General features: G+C 68.2%; 16 protein-coding genes. 9 read left to right on the top strand and 7 right to left on the bottom strand.

All coding sequences use genetic code 11. The features are described 5' to 3' along the window. Positions 1–118 precede the first annotated feature (118 nt). A complete protein-coding gene (gene gyrB / locus BM070_RS03150; RefSeq protein WP_092937519.1) occupies positions 119–2,749 on the top strand; it encodes a DNA topoisomerase (ATP-hydrolyzing) subunit B in 2,631 nt (876 codons plus the stop codon). An 81-nt stretch (positions 2,750–2,830) separates the two neighbouring features. Here the strand turns inward: gyrB and BM070_RS03145 are convergent, their stop codons facing one another. The 3 genes from BM070_RS03145 to BM070_RS03135 form a co-directional block, all read right to left on the bottom strand. Then, on the bottom strand, positions 2,831–3,418 hold the full coding sequence (locus tag BM070_RS03145) for a hypothetical protein (protein ID WP_092937517.1): 588 nt from the start codon (positions 3,416–3,418) through the stop codon (positions 2,831–2,833). Next, a complete protein-coding gene (locus BM070_RS03140; RefSeq protein WP_092937515.1) occupies positions 3,415–4,536 on the bottom strand; it encodes a helix-turn-helix domain-containing protein in 1,122 nt (373 codons plus the stop codon). Before BM070_RS03140 ends, BM070_RS03145 begins: the two co-directional genes overlap by 4 nt. A 415-nt stretch (positions 4,537–4,951) precedes the next feature. Further along, positions 4,952–6,961: a sigma-54-dependent Fis family transcriptional regulator gene (locus tag BM070_RS03135; protein WP_092937512.1), complete on the bottom strand. Its 2,010-nt coding sequence runs from the start codon at positions 6,959–6,961 to the stop codon at positions 4,952–4,954. Between the two features lie 186 nt (positions 6,962–7,147). Between BM070_RS03135 and BM070_RS03130 the strand changes: the two genes are divergently transcribed. Together BM070_RS03130 and BM070_RS03125 are read left to right on the top strand one after the other, a co-directional pair. Beyond that, positions 7,148–7,573, top strand: a complete 426-nt coding sequence (locus tag BM070_RS03130; RefSeq protein ID WP_092937510.1) for a YkgJ family cysteine cluster protein — start codon at positions 7,148–7,150, stop codon at positions 7,571–7,573. 77 nt (positions 7,574–7,650) lie between these two features. After that, positions 7,651–7,887, top strand: coding sequence for an ATP-binding protein (locus BM070_RS03125; protein WP_092937508.1), 237 nt, complete (start codon positions 7,651–7,653; stop codon positions 7,885–7,887). An 11-nt stretch (positions 7,888–7,898) separates the two neighbouring features. On the opposite strand, the gene BM070_RS03120 is transcribed toward BM070_RS03125, so the two are convergent. Then, positions 7,899–8,975, bottom strand: coding sequence for a DUF2931 family protein (locus BM070_RS03120; protein WP_092937506.1), 1,077 nt, complete (start codon positions 8,973–8,975; stop codon positions 7,899–7,901). Positions 8,976–9,211: 236 nt separating this feature from the next. On the opposite strand from BM070_RS03120, the gene BM070_RS03115 reads away from it, so the two are divergent. Then, positions 9,212–9,652: an OsmC family protein gene (locus tag BM070_RS03115; protein ID WP_092937504.1), complete on the top strand. Its 441-nt coding sequence runs from the start codon at positions 9,212–9,214 to the stop codon at positions 9,650–9,652. A 110-nt stretch (positions 9,653–9,762) separates the two neighbouring features. Here BM070_RS03115 and BM070_RS03110 read toward each other — a convergent pair whose 3' ends face one another. Next, the gene (locus BM070_RS03110; RefSeq protein ID WP_092937502.1) at positions 9,763–10,119 is read right to left on the bottom strand and encodes a hypothetical protein; all 357 of its coding nucleotides are present in this window, start codon (positions 10,117–10,119) and stop codon (positions 9,763–9,765) included. Between the two features lie 101 nt (positions 10,120–10,220). Between BM070_RS03110 and dinG the strand changes: the two genes are divergently transcribed. The 5 genes from dinG (at position 10,221) to BM070_RS03085 (ending at position 16,384) form a co-directional block, all read left to right on the top strand. After that, on the top strand, positions 10,221–12,437 hold the full coding sequence (gene dinG, locus BM070_RS03105; RefSeq protein WP_092937500.1) for an ATP-dependent DNA helicase DinG: 2,217 nt from the start codon (positions 10,221–10,223) through the stop codon (positions 12,435–12,437). Positions 12,438–12,514: 77 nt separating this feature from the next. Beyond that, entirely contained in the window at positions 12,515–12,880 is a 366-nt protein-coding gene (locus BM070_RS03100) for a zinc ribbon domain-containing protein YjdM (protein ID WP_092937498.1), read from the top strand. Between the two features lie 203 nt (positions 12,881–13,083). Next, positions 13,084–13,587: a pyridoxamine 5'-phosphate oxidase family protein gene (locus BM070_RS03095; RefSeq protein ID WP_092937496.1), complete on the top strand. Its 504-nt coding sequence runs from the start codon at positions 13,084–13,086 to the stop codon at positions 13,585–13,587. A gap of 77 nt (positions 13,588–13,664) precedes the next feature. Further along, entirely contained in the window at positions 13,665–15,653 is a 1,989-nt protein-coding gene (locus tag BM070_RS03090; RefSeq protein ID WP_092937494.1) for a sensor histidine kinase, read from the top strand. After that, positions 15,638–16,384, top strand: a complete 747-nt coding sequence (locus BM070_RS03085; RefSeq protein WP_092937492.1) for a response regulator transcription factor — start codon at positions 15,638–15,640, stop codon at positions 16,382–16,384. Before BM070_RS03090 ends, BM070_RS03085 begins: the two co-directional genes overlap by 16 nt. On the opposite strand, the gene BM070_RS03080 is transcribed toward BM070_RS03085, so the two are convergent. Next, entirely contained in the window at positions 16,353–16,784 is a 432-nt protein-coding gene (locus BM070_RS03080) for a CPBP family intramembrane glutamic endopeptidase (protein WP_175518404.1), read from the bottom strand. The genes BM070_RS03085 and BM070_RS03080 overlap by 32 nt on opposite strands. A gap of 65 nt (positions 16,785–16,849) precedes the next feature. Beyond that, positions 16,850–17,611, bottom strand: coding sequence for a hypothetical protein (locus BM070_RS03075; protein ID WP_139222760.1), 762 nt, complete (start codon positions 17,609–17,611; stop codon positions 16,850–16,852). Position 17,612 lies beyond the last annotated feature (1 nt).

Genomic DNA, 17,612 nt, shown 5'->3' with positions numbered 1-17,612 from the left:
ATGCGCGCCGGAGCCGCTTTCGGGCTCCGGACAGACCGCAACAACGATAGACAGATTGATTGACGGAAGCGCCGGGCTCCTCCCGACGTCTCCACGGACACCCCAAGGCTAGCCATCCATGACCGCTGAGAACCACCTGCCCGCACCTTCCGAGAACGGCGCGGGCGACGACGCCCAGCCCACGCCCACGCACAAGATCGACACCCAGCAGGCCGGCGCCAGCGAGGGCTACGGCGAAGGCGCGATCCAGATCCTGGAAGGCCTGGAGGCGGTGCGCAAGCGCCCGGGCATGTACATCGGCGACACGTCCGACGGCACCGGCCTGCACCACCTGGTGTTCGAAGTGGTGGACAACTCCATCGACGAGGCGCTGGCCGGCCACTGCGACGACATCGTCGTCACCATCCATTCCGACAACTCCATCAGCGTCACCGACAACGGCCGGGGCATCCCGACCGGCGTGAAGATGGACGACAAGCACGAGCCCAAGCGCTCGGCCGCCGAAATCGCGCTGACCGAACTGCACGCCGGCGGCAAGTTCAACCAGAACAGCTACAAGGTCTCGGGCGGCCTGCACGGCGTGGGCGTCTCGTGCGTGAACGCGCTCAGCAAGATGCTGCGCCTGACGGTGCGGCGCGACGGCCGTGTCCACGTGCTCGAATTCAGCCAGGGCTTCGTGCAGAACCGCATCCTGGAGACGGTGAACGGCGTCGAAGTCTCGCCCATGCGCGTGACCGGCGAGACCGACAAGCGCGGCACCGAAGTCCACTTCCTGCCCGACACCGAGATCTTCAAGGAAAACCACGACTTCCACTACGAGATCCTCGCCAAGCGCCTGCGCGAACTCTCCTTCCTGAACAACGGCGTGCGCATCCGCCTCAAGGACGAGCGCACCGGCAAGGAAGACGACTTCTCCGGCGCCGGCGGCGTCAAGGGCTTCGTCGATTTCATCAACGCCAACAAGAAGGTGCTGCACCCCACGCCCTTCCACGCAACCGGCAACCGCCCGGCCGACAGCTACGGCGGCATCCCCGGCACCGAGATCGGCGTCGAAGTCGCCATGCAGTGGAACGACGGCTACAGCGAGCAGGTGCTCTGCTTCACCAACAACATCCCGCAGCGCGACGGCGGCACCCACCTGACCGGCCTGCGTGCGGCCATGACGCGCGTCATCGGCAAGTACATCGAGCAGAACGAACTGGCCAAGAAGGCCAAGGTCGAAGTCAGCGGCGACGACATGCGCGAAGGCCTGTGCTGCGTGCTCTCCGTCAAGGTGCCCGAACCCAAGTTCAGCAGCCAGACCAAGGACAAGCTCGTCTCCAGCGAAGTGCGCGCCCCCGTCGAAGACATCGTCGCCAAGACGCTGACCGACTACCTGGAAGAGCGCCCGAACGACGCCAAGATCCTCTGCGGCAAGATCATCGAAGCCGCCCGCGCCCGCGAAGCCGCCCGCAAGGCCCGCGAAATGACGCGCCGCAAGGGCGTGCTCGACGGCATGGGCCTGCCCGGCAAGCTGGCCGACTGCCAGGAAAAAGACCCCGCCCTGTGCGAGATCTACATCGTCGAGGGCGACTCCGCCGGCGGCTCCGCCAAGCAGGGCCGCGACCGGAAGTTCCAGGCCATCCTGCCGCTGCGCGGCAAGATCCTGAACGTGGAAAAGGCGCGCTACGAAAAGCTGCTCACTTCCAATGAAATCCTGACCCTCATCACCGCCCTGGGCACCGGCATCGGCAAGGCCGGCGGCGCCATGGACGGCAAGAGCGGCGCCGACGATTTCAACGTGGACAAGCTGCGCTACCACCGCATCATCATCATGACCGACGCCGACGTGGACGGCGCGCACATCCGCACCCTGCTGCTCACCTTCTTCTACCGGCAGATGCCCGAGCTGGTCGAACGCGGCCACATCTACATCGCCCAGCCGCCGCTCTACAAGGTCAAGAACGGCAAGGAAGAGCTCTACCTGAAGGACGGCCCCGCGCTCGACACCTTCCTGCTGCGCGTGGCCCTGCGCGACGCCAGCGTCACCACCGGCGGCGACAGCCCGCAGACGCTGGCCGGCGAGCAGCTGGCCGAACTGGCGCGCAAGCACCAGCTGGCCGAGCACGTCATCGAGCGCCTCTCGGCCTTCATGGACCTGGAAGCCCTACGCGCCATCGCCGACGGCGTGAGCCTGAACCTGGACACGGTGGCCGATGCCGAAGCCAGCGCCGTCGCCCTGCAGGCCAAGCTGCGCGAGCTGTCCACCAACGGCATCCCCGCCGAAGTGGCCGGCGAATTCGACGCCCGCACCGACAAGCCCATCCTGCGCATCAGCCGCCGCCACCACGGCAACGTCAAGAGCAGCATCATCACGCAGGACTTCGTCCACGGCGCCGACTACGCCGCCCTGTCCGAAGCCGCCAACACCTTCCGCGACCTCATCGGCGAAGGTGCACGCGCCCTGCGCGGCGAAGGCGACAAGCAGAAGGAAGAAAAGATCGGCGACTTCCGCCAGGCCATGTCCTGGCTCATCAGCGAAGCCGAACGCACCACCGCCCGCCAGCGCTACAAGGGCCTGGGCGAAATGAACCCCGAACAGCTCTGGGAAACCACGATGGACCCCCAGGTCCGCCGCCTGCTGCGCGTGCAGATCGACGACGCCATCGAGGCCGACCGCGTGTTCACCATGCTGATGGGCGACGAGGTGGAACCGCGGCGGGACTTCATCGAGACCAACGCCTTGCGGGCTGGGAATATCGACGTTTAACTACAGTCACTCCCAACACGGCCTCCTTCAGTAGTGCACCTTGGTGCCTATTGCTTGGAGGTTTTTCTTTTTGCCCAGCGCTTACGTGCTAAAAATTCTCGCGAATTCCCTATGCTTCGCTTGGCGCCACGTCTCAGTCATATCGTCATTGCGTTCAAGAGCATCGTAGATTTCACGCACGAGGTCGTTGTCCACCACCTTTGCTGTCTTGAGCTTGGCAAGCAGTTCAAATCCATGCCAAACCTTGAGCCCCGCTTCCGACGCCAGCGTATGCATGCCCAGATCGTCGGTCACAACCACAGCATTTTTGACCTGGGCATAGGCCAATAGCCAGCAATCCGTAACGCCGGGCGGCTCGCGGCGGTGTGAGGTGTATTTATCAACCTCCATTTGCACCATGCCAAGCAGCACACCCTGCACCAACTTCATGGCGCTCTTGTCGTCAGCGGACAAGCGCTTTTGCTTGGCCATACGCTCCTGCGCAAACTCCGGGTCATCGAACCAGGGATTGTGGAACTTGAGTCTGGGGCTGCGATGCACCTCGTCTTCCACAGCCTTCAGGATCACCACCACATAGGGCACTTGCCCAAACTGTCGCCCCACTGCGGGGCGAATACGTTTGGCAAGCCGTAGGTAGGTGTTGGTGTCCAGAAGGACTTCCGTGGTCACCGGGTCAGTTCCCCATACAGCGCAAAGGCATCTTGCATGGGGATATCCATCACCTGCTGGAGATAGCCCGGGCCGGTTTGCTTCTCCTGCACCATCCGACGCAAGGCGTGGAAGAAGTCACTGCGAAACTGACGCTCGGCAGCAGCCAAATAGGCAGCAGGCTCGGGCGGCAGAGGGGCGAACAACGACTCACTGACCAGCTTGCCGCGCTGCCAGTTGCGCAACTTATGAATTTCGACCGCTTGGTGCTTGAGGGGGGTGAGCCCCTGCGAACTTGCAAACCGGTTGATCTCCTGAAAGACCGTATTCAACGAAATGTCGTGCTCGCTCGCATACGCTTGCAGCACTTCTGCCTCATGGGACTTGGACTGACCTGCCACCTGCGCGTAGGCTGCGCAGGCCAGCTCCCTGGGAAACAACAAGGCAGCGGCAAAAGCATCCGCAAAGTCTTCACCCTCTTCATAGCCTGCCAACCGAGGCGTGAACACATGCGCCAACTCGTGCGCCATCCAGAACTTGAAGTCCTCACGGTATGTATCCAGGTTCAGGAAGATGAAAGTGACCCGTTCCTGCGGCAGCAGAATGTGCAAAGCATTCTTGTGGTTATGCAGCGCACCCCACATCACGGGCACCACAACCGCTCCGTTGTCCGCGAATTCGCCCAACAGCAGTTCGTAGTGGAGTACCCCGCCTTCGCCCAAACCCAGACTCTTGCGCACCTGGGCGACCACGTCCTGCAGCGCAGCGTACTCTGTAGACGGCGCCGAAAGCTGACGGCGTAGCTGAGGGAGAGGGGACAGATAGGGCACCAAAGCTTTAAGCAACGCGCCCATACCCATCGCCTTCAGGACATGATCGTCTTTAGTCTTTGCGCCGCCCTTCTTGCGGAAAGCTACCACGGGCTGCTCGGCCTGAGGCAACTGCACCAAGTCGGAAAAACTCAGCTTCAGGGTAGTTGCCAGCTTGAGCAACTTGTCAGGGCGGGGGAAATCTGTGCCCTTCATCCAATTCGTAACTGCCTGCCCCGTCACCCCGAGCTGGGCGGCAAGATCCTTCTGTGTCCACCCCAACGCCTGGATGGCGTTCTTGACATTGATGGTGTGGATAACTTTGTGCATAGCCTCTGGATTATCGGTGCACACCATTAAAAATCAAGTTTGATCAAGTAGGTAGTAAGGACTTTCGGGGTGTGCGCCACAGCCGCCAATACACCTCGATCTGACGGGCGGTCTGCATCGAGTGGCGATCTGCCAGTCGCTGATGTAAGTCAGTGCACGAGCAGCTCAGGGAGACGACGATGCGGGATTGTTCGGCTAGGAAGAAGGCGCGAAAGTCGCCGCTGCTACCTACTTTTTCGATGTGTGTGGCACACCGTGCACAACAGCTGAGCACCTTCCGTACGAACTGTTGATCTGTGTGTCACACAAGGTCACGGCCATCCACAAGCCCCGCGCAGCTGTGCCAGAGGCAGTACGGAAAGCAGAGGCGAACCAAAACAACGACGGTCGCAGCAAGGAAAACTTCCCGCCGCCATCAATTGAGCAAATCCGGCGGCAGCAAATTCTTCTTGCGATAGATGGTGTTGCGCGAAACGCCCAGCGCCTTGGCGGCGGCCGAGAGGTTGCCCTTGTGCAGGCGCAGCATCTGCGCCATGGCCTGCAGGGTCACGTCCTGCAGGCAGGGGGTGGTGCTGCCGGCGGCGGGTTCGGCAGCGGCGGCAGCAGCCACAGGCACGGCCAGGCTCCGTGCGGCCGGGCGCAGCGGCACGCGCAGTTCGTCGAGGAAGTCGTCGGGCAGGTGTTCCACGCGGATGACGCGGTCGTCGTCCACCATGGCGCAGGCGGTGCGCAGCAGGTTGTACAGCTGGCGCACGTTGCCCGGCCAGTGGTAGGCGCGCATGAGCTCCAGCACCTGCGGCTCGATGGTGACCTGGGCGCCGCCGTCCTGCGCGTGCAGCACTTTCTTCATCACCGCGTCGAAGTCGCTGCGTTCGCGCAGCGCCGGCAGGCGCACGACCAGGCCGTTGAGACGGTAGTAGAGGTCTTCTCGGAAGCTGCCGCTGGCGATCAGTTCCTTGAGGTTCTTGTGCGTGGCGCTGATGACGGTCACATCGACCTCCACCTCCCGGCCCGCGCCCAGCGGGCTCACCTTGCGCTCCTGCAGCACGCGCAGCAGCCGCGCCTGCAGGTGCGGGGGCATGTCGCCGATCTCATCCAGAAACAGCGTGCCGCCGTGGGCCTGCTGGATCTTGCCGGGCGCGCCTTTCTTGCGCGCGCCGGTGAAGGCGCCTTCTTCGTAGCCGAAGAGTTCGGCTTCGATCAGCGTGTCGGGGATGGAGGCGCAGTTGACGGCCACGAAGGGCTGGGCGGCGCGGGCGGAGTCGTTGTGGATGGCCTGGGCCAGCAGGTCTTTGCCGGAGCCGGTTTCGCCCAGGATCATCACGGGGATGTCGCGGTCGGCCACCTTGCGCAGCTTGGCGATGATGGCGGCGAGCTGCGCGTCGCCCGTGTCGAGGTACTGCAGCGACGACAGCTGCGCCCGGCGCGTGGCCGCCGCTGCGGCGGCGCTGCTGCTGCTGCCGCCTGTGCGCTGCGGCGGCGCTTCGTGGGCCTTGCCGGAAAGGGGCGAGGTGGCCGGTGCAGTCCAGGGGCGGGCGGGCTGGGCTTCGGCATGGCACCAGACCATGACGCCGGTGTGCAGGCAGAACTGGCGCGGCACGGTGCTGGTGGTGTGGCCGAACAGGTCGTGCAGGGCCGAGATGGGCTGGCCGAAGAGCGAGGAAAAGGTGTACGCCTGCAACGCGCCGAAGGACATGCCCAGCTGCATCTGCGCGCTGCGGTTGGCCGAGATGAAGCGCCCTTCGGGCGTGAAGGCGGCGATGCCTTCGACCAGCGTGCCGAGGAATTCCACGCGCGAGTGGAAATGCACGCGCACCGCGTGCGGGAAGCTGCCCGCGAACATGTGGTTTTCGATCATCTGCGCGGACATGCGCACCAGCGCCAGCGTGTGCTGGTGGTAGCTGCGGTGGTCGCCCGTCACGTCCAGCGCGCCGACGAGGCGGCCGTAGGGGTCGAGGATGGGCGCGCAGGAGCAGGTCAGGCCGTGATTGGCGTTCATGTAGTGCTGGCTGCCATGCACGGTGATGGGCTGCTGCGCCGACAGCGCGGTGCCGACGGCGTTGGTGCCCTTGTTGCGCTCGCTCCAGTCCATGCCGGGCACCAGGGCCACGCGGTCGGCCTTTTCGAGGAAGTCGTTGTCGCCCATGGCATGCAGCACCAGGCCTTCCGCGGAGGTCAGCAGCACCATGCTGTGGGTGTTGGAGATCTGGCTGTTGAGCGCCTCCATGACCGGCACGGCGTGCTGGAACAGGAAGCGGTTCTCTTCGAGGGCGTCCTTGAGCAGGCTGGGCAGCAGGCCGGAATGGTCGGGCTTGTCGTCGGACGCGATGCCGAAGGCCCGCGAACGCAGATGGGCCTGGTCGATCAGCGCGAGGATGTCGTGCTCCTGGGGCAGGCTCGCGTGCCTGGCGAGGCGTGTGTCCATGTTGTCTCCTGGGACCAGGCCAGCGCGGGCCCGGAAACGCTGTGCCCGTATGCGGCGCGCCTCTTGCCGGGCGGGCTCTGAGCCGGATCGCTTGGGCAAAATTATTAGGGCAGGCCCGGGGCTTGGCAACCTGGCAGAACCCGCATGCGGCCGCCGGGCCGCGTGCCTTGGCACAATCGCCCACCCATGCGCTCCCCGATCTCCATCGTCAACGTCGACAACCCCGCCACCTGGACGCGCTGGCGCGCCGGCCTGTGCGACAGCTGCGCGGCCAACTGCTGCACCATGCCGCTGGAGGTGCAGCTGCCCGACCTGGTGCGGCTGGGCCTGGTGGATGCCTTCGAGGCCGAGCACGAGGCGCCCCGGCGCATCGCCAAGCGGCTGGAAAAAGCGCGGCTGATCGACCACTTCAACCACAAGAACGTGGTGTTCACCCTGGCGCGGCGCGCCAGCGGCGACTGCCACTTTCTCGATGCGCAGACGCGGCGCTGCACGGTCTATGAGCAGCGGCCGGACACCTGCCGGCTGCATCCGCGCACCAAGAGCCCCAAGCCGGGCTTCTGCGCCTATGGCGCGGCGGCCATGGCGAACCCGCAGCGCACGCCGCGCTGACGGACGGGGCGCCACCGCCACCACCGGAGCCGCGCCCTTCCCTCCTGCGCTGCCTCCACCACGCCCGCCGCCATCCCATGCCCCCCGCCGCCAAGGCCCTGCCGGTGATCGATGCCGCCCGCTGCACGGGCTGCGGCTGGTGCGTGGCCGTGTGCCCGCCGCATGTGCTGGCCCTGCAGGTGCAGGGGCCGCAGCCCTGGGGGCCGAAACGCTCGGTGCTGCACGATGCCGCCGGCTGCACCGGGTGCGCGCTGTGCGACGTGCGCTGCCCGTTCGACGCGATCCGCATGGAGCGGCGGCGCACGCCGGGCTGAGCCCCGCTGGCTCAGTCGCGGAAGGTCTGGGCGCTGCGGCCGGCCTCCCAGGTCAGCGCGGGAACGGGGCGGCCGTCGATCTGCAGGGCGACGCTCTGATCCTCTTCGCTGAGCCGCATCTCCAGCACGCCCGGGCCGGGCTCGCCGCGCCCGAAGGCCTTGTTGACGGCCGGCCAGTCGAAGGTGGCGGTGCCCTGCAGCACGTTGCCTCGGGCGGAGCGCCAGAAGACGGTGATCTCCTTCGGGATGGCGCGGGGGAAGGTGGCGGGCTGGTCCACCCAGGGGCGCAGCAGCATTTCCCTCTCGCCGTTGAAGTACTCGATCTGCGCGCGGTACAGCTGCGGGGCGCCGGGGGGCAGCACGAAGCGCGGCGTCCAGCGGTAACGCGTCTGGTAGGCCTGCCAGCGCTGCGGCGAGGCATCGGGATCGAAGCGGCTGGCGCGGATCTCCTCGCGCGTCGCCGAGATGCGCGAGAACAGCCGCCGGGCATAGGCACCGTCGTCCACGATGCGCTCGGCGCGGTATTCGCCGATCTGCACGGACACATAGCCGTACTGGAACCACACGACCACCATGCCCTGCGGGGCGAAGCCCAGCACCACCGACGACAGCGGCTCGTAGGCGTAGCCGATGCGGTTGAACTCCTCGGCGTATCCGGGGACCTCCTGGGTGTCGATGAAGGGCTTCAGCTGCTTGTCGGACGACTGGGATTCGTTGTTGGCATAGGCGCGGCGCGCCAGGGTCTTGACCACGTCCAGCGGAAATTCCGCCTTCAGGCGGTAGAAGGCGTCCTCGTAGCGCGAGAAGTACACGATGCGGGCGCCCACCGGCGTGCCGTGCTGCTCGGTGAAGTACTTGCCCGACTCGCCCCACTGCCCGGAAGAGCTGCCGTAGGGCAGTTGCGCGGGCAGGCCTTCCAGCGTGGGCAGCTCGCCCTCGATAGGCGTGACCACGTAGCGGTTGTCCGGGTGCGATAGCTGCACCGTGTATTCCGGCGCTGGCGGCACGCGGCCGGCGGCCTGCGCGGGGCCGGCCTGCAGGGCGGCCAGGGCGAGCGCGGCCAGGGGTGGGATGAAGGATCGGCGCATGGGCGGAAAACACCTCCAGGGTTGTCGGGCCGGCAGGCGTGCCGGGCCCGTCGTCGCGGGTTGCACTGCAGGTTAGCGCAGCACAGGCGCGGCAGCGCGCGTCAGACCCCAGGGCGCGGCGCCGTCCCACAGCGGGCGGGCCGTGGCGGATGGTCAGATGCAGGGTCAGTCTCCGCGCTCCTGCCGCCCCGGCGGGCGCCGCATCCCCCGCCATCATCGAAGGAGTTATCCACACCATGTCTGCAGAAAAATCCGCATCCGTGCATTGGGAAGGCGCCGGCAAGGCCGGCCTGGGCCAGATCAGCACCGAAACCGGCGCGCTGAACAAGGTGCCCTACGGCTTCGCCAGCCGCTTCGGCGACGACACGAAGAACAGCAACCCCGAGGAGATCGTGGGCGCCGCGCATGCCGCCTGCTTCACCATGGCGTTCTCGTTCGCCTGCGACAAGGCGGGCATCGCCACCGAAACGCTGGACACCACGGCCAAGGTGCGCCTGGCCAAGGAAGGCGACGGCTTCAAGATCGACCGCATCGCGCTGACGCTGAACGCCAAGGTGCCGGGCATCGACGAAGCGCAGTTCCAGAAGATCGCGAACGAGGCCAAGGCCAACTGCCCGCTCTCCAAGGCGCTGGCCGGCGTGCCGGAAGTGACGCTGACGGCCACGCTGCAGAAGTAACGAGCCGCCCCGGGCTTTGAGCCCCAAAAAGGCTGCCAGCGCTTGCAATACAAGCGCTGGCAGCTATTTTTTTGATAGCGGCGTGACCGCAGGCCGCAGCGGTGCGGGCCTTATTGCTTCTGCTTCTGGTAGGCGTCGTGCGTGGGCTGGCCGCGGTCGGTGTCCTGCAGGCCGCGCTGCACGTCGCGGTAGGCCTGCTCGACGTTGGCGTCGGGCGCGCCATCGGTCATGCCCACGGACTGGTCCCGCTCGTGGGGCATCAGGGGCGAGGAATGTTTCTCGTCCTTGCCGCCTTCCTCGGGCGGATGGGGCGGGAGTTCGGCGCGGGTGGTGTCCACCGAGCGGTGTTCGGTGCCGGCGTGCGCGTCGGGCGGCAGTTCGGAACGGGGGTTGCCGCCGGGGCGCTGGGCGGGATCGGTGGGGGGCGTGGAATGTTCGGCCATGTCGGGGGTCTCTTGGTGGTTCATGTCGCCGTGGGGCGATGGGCCATCCTAGGAGCGGCGCCGCGCACGGGCTGTAGGCTGGCGCGCTGGCCGGCTGTGACCCGGCTTCCATGTCACACTACTGTATGTCTCAACAGGAGTGGGCCGCTCAGGCCCTGCAGTCTTTCGATGCGGTGGTGTCGGCCACCGAGGGTTTCCGCAGCCGCACGGGCCAGCGCCGCATGGCCGAGCAGGTGGCCCACACCTTCTCGCGCGCGCAGCTGGGCAAGCTGGAGGATGGCGAGGGCGAAGGCGCCCCGCCGCCCGCGCCGCAGCGCTCCATCGCCGTGGTGCAGGCGGGCACGGGCGTGGGCAAGTCGCTGGCCTACAGCGTGCCGGCCATCGCCATGGCGCTGGAGCGCGGCACGCGGGTGCTGATCTCCACGGCCACGGTGGCGCTGCAGGAGCAGCTGGTCAACAAGGACCTGCCAGCGCTGGCCGCGCGCATGGCCCAGCCCTTCCGCTTCGCGCTCGCCAAGGGGCGCGGGCGCTACGTGTGCAAGCTCAAGCTCGAACGGCTGGCGAGCGGCGGCTCGGCCGGCGGCGATGGCGAAGGCGGTGAGGGCGACGATCTTTTCGCCGACGAGGAAGCCGAGGAACGCGCACGCCGGCCGCGCCACGAATCCGAAGCGCGCATGCAGTTCTATACCTCGATGGCCGATGCGCTCTCGGCCGGCCAGTGGGACGGCGACCGCGACACGCTGCAGGCCCCGCCCGAATCCGAGGTCTGGAGCCCGGTGGCGGCCGAGTCCAGCTCCTGCACCGGCAAGCACTGCCCGGTGTTCAGCCAATGCACCTATTACGACCGGCGCAAGGCGCTGGTGGCCGCGCAGGTCATCGTGGCCAACCACGACCTGCTGCTCTCCTCCATCGGCGCGCGGCTGCTGCCCGAGCTGGACAACTGCCTGCTGGTGCTGGACGAGGCCCACCACCTGCCCGCCACCGCGCTGCAGCAGTTCGCCTGCGAGGCCGACCTGAGCCGCCTGAACTGGATCGACAAGCTTGCCAGCCGCGCGCTGCGCATCGGCGCGCTGGTCGAGGTCGAGGAAATCGCCGACGTGCCCAACCACGCCGCCCGCCTGCGCACCGCGCTGCAGGACGCGGCCCGGCTGGCCATGGACGTCTATGGCGAAGAGCTGCGCGCCCCGCGCCCCGCCTGGGGCGGCCGCGCGCGCCCGCAGGCGCCCGGCGTGCCCACGCGCGCCCGGGTGGCCGGCGGCGTGCTGCCGCCCGAGCTCATCGAACCGCTGTCGCAGGCCGCGCACCATGCCGAGGGCTTTCTCGACGCGCTGCGCGCCATCTCCAAGGCCCTGCGCGCCGAGATCCGCGACAAGCCCGACGAGGCGCGGCGCCTGTCCACGCTCTACGCCCAGATCGGCGCGCTGGCGCCGCGGCTGGAGGCTGCGCACGCCACCGCCCAGCTGCTGCTGCAGGACGCGCCCGAGGGCGCCGTGCCCGCCGCCAAGTGGTTCACGCTGCAGGTCGATGGCGACTACATCGTCGTCAAGGCCCATGCCAGCCCGGTGCTGCCGGGCAACACGCTGCGCAACAACCTCTGGTCGGCCGTGCGCGGCGCGGTGCTGACCTCGGCCACGCTCACCAGCTGCGGGCAGTTCGACTTCTTCCTGCGCGAAGCCGGGCTCTTCGGCGACGAAGCCGTGACCACGCTGGAAGTGCCCAGCCCCTTCGACTACGCGCTGCAGGGCACGCTGATCGCCACCGAGACCACGGCCGACCCGCGCGAGGCCCAGGCCTTCACCGCCGAGATGGTCGATGCGCTGCTGAGCGACCTGGCGCTGGTCGAATCCGGCGCGCTGGTGCTGTTCACCTCGCGCGACCAGATGCGCCAGGCCGTCGATGCGCTGCCCACCGCCATGCGCGCCAGCGTGCTGGTGCAGACCGCCCTGCCCCGCCCGCAGCTGCTGGCGCAGCACCGCGAGCGCGTGGAACGCGGCGAGCCGTCCATCATCTTCGGCATGCAGTCGTTCGGCGAAGGGCTGGACCTGCCGGGCGCGCTGTGCGAATCGCTCTTCATCACCAAGCTGCCCTTCGCCCCGCCGGACGACCCGGTGGGCGAGGCCCGCGCCGAATGGCTGCGCGCCGCCGGGCGCGACCCGTTCAGCGAGCTGGTGGTGCCGGCCACCGCCATCCGCCTGGCGCAATGGGTGGGCCGCGCCATCCGCACCGAGGAAGACCGCGCCCACGTCTATTGCTACGACAAGCGGCTGGTGCGCACCTCCTACGGCCAGCGGCTGCTCAAGGGCCTGCCGCCCTTCACGCTGGAGCGGCGCGGGGCCGCGTAGGCGCGTGGCGGGCGGGGCCCGGCATGCGGCAGGTGCATACTCCCCGGCTTTTTGCGCCCCACGGCGCGACAACGACCATGCCCCACACGACCCCCGCCTGCCCCCAATGCGGCCTGGAGAACACCTACCCCGACGCCGACCTCTACATCTGCCCCGACTGCGGCCATGAATGGCCCCAGGCCGGCGCCGCTGCGCAGGCCGATGACGCCGGCGGCGATGCCGGCGAAGGCACGGTGCGCGACGCCAACGGCAACCCGCTGGCCGACGGCGACGCGGTGATCCTGGTGAAGGACCTGAAGGTGAAGGGCGCGGGCGCCACGCTCAAGAAGGGCACCAAGATCAAGGGCATCCGCCTGGTGGACGGCGCCGACGGCCACAACGTGGACTGCAAGACCGACCTGGGCAGCCTGCTGCTGAAGTCCGAGTTCCTGAAGAAGGCCTGAAGCCGGCCTGTGGACAACTTCGCCCGGGAGTTGTCCACAGCCGCTCACGGAACTGTCGGACGGCCCCCACAGGCAGCGGGGCCGCTTGCCGACCTGGCGCGGCCCAAGCCCGGCCTAGAGTGAATGAACCGACCGAAGGCGGATTCCCCTGCCTTCGTTCTTCCACCCCTTCATTCATTCAATCAACCCGCCGGAGACCTCTCATGAGCCAGACCGAATCGACCCACGCCACGCTGTGGAAGCTGATCAAGGACATCCGTTTCGGCATGCTCACGCACCGCGCCGACAGCGGCGAACTGCATGCCCACCCGCTGACCACGCAGAACAAGGACATCGACGAGCAATCGCAGCTGTACTTCTTCATCCCCAAGAACGGCGAGCTCTACCAGCGCCTGCAGCGCGACAGCCAGGTCAACGTGAACTATGCCGATCCAGGCAAGGACAGCTACGTGTCACTCTCCGGCCATGCCGCTTTCATCGAAGACATGGCCAAGAAAGAGGCCCTGTGGTCGCCCATGGCCAAGGCCTGGTTCCCCGACGGCGTTACCGACCCCAACCTGGCGCTGCTGTCCGTCCGTATCGGCCACGCCGAGTACTGGGACGTGAAGGAGAACAAGATGCTCCAGCTCTTCAAGATGGCCGCCGCCGCCGTCACCGGCAAGCCGCCCAAGGACATGGGCGAGCACAAGGAACTCTCGCTCGGCTGACCGGCAGCGGGGCATGGATTCCACAAAAAAACGAACTGCAATCGACAACGCCACCTGATAGTCATTGACAATCGGGCATGCTTTCATGCCCCCTGCCCGCCATCGTTGCCGAACCGCGCCCAGCCCGCCTGCGGCCGGCGTTGGCGACCGTGCTGGCATGGCTGCTGCTGCTGTGGATAACTGCCCTGCCTGCGCCCGCCTGGGCTTTCGAGGAGATCCCGGCCCAGGTGGCGCTGCTCATCGACCGGGACGGCTCGCAGACCATTGAATCCGTCCAGCATGCCGGCTTCCGCCCCGTCACCGTTCCGCTGAGCCTGGGCTACACCGGCGCCACCACCTGGTTGCGCCTCACCATCCCGCCCACGCACCTGCCCCGGCTGGTGCTGACGATGCAGCCCCAGGTGCTGGACGAGGTGCGCCTCTATCGGCGCGCCGGAGCCGGCCACGGCGACGACGGCTGGGAAGCGGTGGATGGCGGCGACCTGCACCCCTACGCCCAGCGCGAGCGGGCCGAGGTGCAGTCGAGCTTCAACCTCTCGCCCTCCGGCACCGCGCCGACCACGGTGTATCTGCGCATCCGCACCCAGGGCAGCAGCCTGCTGCGGCCCTGGGTGTTCTCGCCGGGCGACAGCCTGCGCTTCGACTCCGGACTGCACGGGCTGATCGGCCTCTACTGCGGCATGGTGCTGTGCCTGCTGGGTCTGTCGCTGATCTACTGGTGGAGCAGCCGCGAGCCGATCTGGGGCTACAGCGCGCTCTTCCACCTGCTGTCGCTGCTCTACACCGGCTTCGTGCTGGGCTTCGCGGCCAAGTACGCGCTGGACCAGCAGGCCTTCTGGGTGGACCGGGGCACCTCGCTGCTGGGCTGCGCCCATTTCGCGGGCTCCAACCTGCTGGGCTGGCAGCTGATGCGCACCTTCAAGGCGCCGCGCTGGACCCGGCTGGTCTATCTCGTACCGCTCGCTGCCTTCCCGCTGCAGCTGGCCTGCCTGCTGATCTGGGACGCGCCGCGCTGGGCGGTGTTCTCCAACGTCGTGCTGGTGCTGGTGCATGTCTGCATCGCGCCGGTGGCCATGTGGTGCATTTCGCTGCCCGACCGGATCGTGCGCTATCTCATGCGCTCGACCTCGCTGATCGTGGCGGTGTATGTGGTGTTCTACGCGCTGCCGCTGCTGGGCATCGGCCACATCTCGGAGCTGAACGTCTATCCGGCGCTGCCGGTCAACCTGGCGCTGGAAATCATGCAGCAGTGCGTGCTGGCGCGGCACATGCAGCTGCAGCTGCGCGAACGCCTGCTGCTGCAGAGCCAGCTGCACGACACGGCCACCCGGCTGGACGTGGAAGAGCGCGGCCGGCGCGAGGCCGCGAGCTTCCTGGACATGCTGATCCACGAGGTGAAGAACCCGCTGGCGGCGATCCGCGTGGCCGCCGCCACGCTGCGCAGCGGGCGCCTCACCGACGAGGGCCAGCGCACCGCGCGGCTGAACGCCATCCAGCGCTCGGTGGCCGACATCGATGCCGTGCTGCGCCAGTGCACCGACACCGACCTGCTGGAGCGCGGCGCCGTGCGCGTGGAGCGTGCGGACCACGACGTGGCCCAGCTGCTGCAGGCCGAGGTGGCGCTGCACGCGGCCGATGCCGAAACCAGCGGCGGCGAAGGCAGCGCCCCGGACCGCATCGCCCTGCATGCGCCCGGCCTGCCGGCCCGTGTCGATGCCGGCCTGCTGCGGCTGATGCTGCGCAACCTGCTGGACAACGCGCTGCGCTATTCGCCGGCCGGCAGCACGGTGCAGGTGACGCTCAGCCCGCAGCCGCAGGACGGCCGCGACGGATTCGAGATCGCGGTGCGCAACGCCGCCGGCCGCGCCGGCCTGCCGGATGCGCAGCGCCTCTTCGGCAAGTACTACCGCGCCCCCCGGGCGCAGCACCTCTCTGGCACCGGCCTGGGCCTGTTCTGGGTGCATGAAGTGGCGGCCCTGAACGGCGGCCACATCCGCTACCAACCCGTTTCCTCCTCCATCGATGGCGCGGAAGGCGCCGAGTTCACCCTATGGCTGCCCTGCTAGAGATCCTCCTGGTCGAAGACAACGACGCGCTGCGCGAGGAAATGGTTTCCTTCCTCCAGCGCCCCGGCTGGAACGTGCGCGGCGTGGACTGCGGCGAGACCATGGACGCCGCCCTGCGCCTGAGCCCGGCCGACATCGCCCTGCTGGACCTGAACCTGCCGTTCGAAGACGGCCTGAGCATCGCGAGGCGCCTGCGCGCGGCCTTCCCGATGATGGGCATCGTGCTGCTGACCGCGCGCACCCAGCCCAGCGACCGCAGCCGGGGCTACGAAGCCGGCGCCGACGTCTACCTGACCAAGCCGACCAGCGTGCAGGAGCTGGAATGCGTTATCCACAACCTGGGCCGGCGCATGCAGCCGGTGAGCGACATGGCGCTGCAGCTGAACCCGGCGGCGCTCACGCTCACCGCCCCGGGCCAGGCCGCCATGCGCCTGACCGTGACCGAGGCCGCCTTGCTGCATTGCCTGGCGCTGGCGCAGGAGCGCCAGCAAAGCACCGAGTTCCTGCTGCACACGCTGGCCTGCCAGGACATCGCCCTCACCCGCGAGAACCTGGCCGTGCTGATCAGCCGGCTGCGCGGCAAGCTGGAAACCACGCTGGGTTCGGCCGAAGTCATCAAGGCCGTGCGCGGCTTCGGCTACCGGCTCGCGCCCGTGGTGCGCATCGAGCACCGCATCGGCACCGCGGCCGGCGAGGCCCTCAGCGCCCGGCCGACACCCACCACAGGGTGAGATTGAACCAGGCATGCAGCCCGGCGTTCATCGCCAGGCTGCAGCGGCGGCGCCAGAGCTCGCCCAGCGCCAGCCCCGGCAGGCACCAGAGCACGCAGAGCCAGCCCGCCGACGGCGCATGCAACGCCGCGAAGAACAGCGTGGCCAGCACCTGTGCCCCATGCCCTGCGTGGCGCAGCCCGCGCAGGCGCTGCTCCAGCCATGCCTGCAGCTGCGCGCGCACCACCCATTCCTCCAGCAGCGGCGCCAGCACGAAGAACACGGCGGCATCGCGCCAGCGCGCCACCGGCAGGCCCAGGCCGAACAGCGCGTGGGCCAGCGCCGCGACCGGCACGGCCGCCGCCGCGGGCAGCAGCAAGGGCGCGAGCGCCGAGACGCGCCGCCAGAGGCCGCGCGGCACGGGCGTTGCCGAGGGCGGCCGGGGCCTGTGGATAACCGGGGCCATGGCCTCAGCCCGTCCGTCCGTCAGTGCCGCACCGGCACATCGAGCGCGGGCGAGAAATCGAAGATGGAGCCCAGGCTCGCGAGATCCGGCGCATCGCCTGCGCGCAACCCCACGGGGGGCATGGGCGCGCGGCCTGCGGCCCCGCCGCCTTCCAGCCAGCGCGCGCTGCGCTGCACGTAGTCGGCCACGATGCCGCTGGCCACCCGGCCGCTGGCGTCGATGCGCTCGCGCCGGTAGCCCTGCAGCGGCCAGACGCAGGGCTGCTGCGGCGCCTCGGCAGCCGCCTGCGCACGGGCCTGGGCCTGGCACCGCCCCGCGCCGAAGCGGAGATGGAAGCGCTCCAGCCCATCGGGAAAGACATAGTCCACCACCAGGGTGAAGCCGTCGGCCTCCGCGGCCAGCCGCTGCAGGCGCGGCGCGGCCTGGCCCAGCGGGTCGCGCGCCGGAAAGAGCTGCGGGTTATACACAGCCTGTTCCGAGCGCGGCGGCGCCACGGCGGCAGCGCCGCCACCTTCGGCCGTGGCTTTGGCTTCACGCATGCGCCGCGCACCGACGATCCAGCCCTCGGGGCCCGGGGAGGCCAGCACGAAGACGCGGTCGGTCTCGCCCGGCGCCACCACGTAGTCGAGCCGGGTCCACTGAGCGGACTGCAAAGGCGGCGCCGGCGGCTCGGCCCCGGCCGCCGGCAGCCCGGCCAGCAGGCCCAGGGCCGCGCCCCACGCCCGCACGCGGTGGGCGAGCGGCGCGATCCGGACCGGCGGCAACGGGCTTGGCTTCTTCACA

This window comes from Paracidovorax wautersii (assembly GCF_900113035.1).
GTDB classification, from domain to species: Bacteria; Pseudomonadota; Gammaproteobacteria; order Burkholderiales; family Burkholderiaceae_C; genus Paracidovorax; species Paracidovorax wautersii.
The sequence above is the reverse complement of the archived record's forward strand: the minus strand, read 5'-3'. Positions and strand labels throughout refer to the sequence as shown.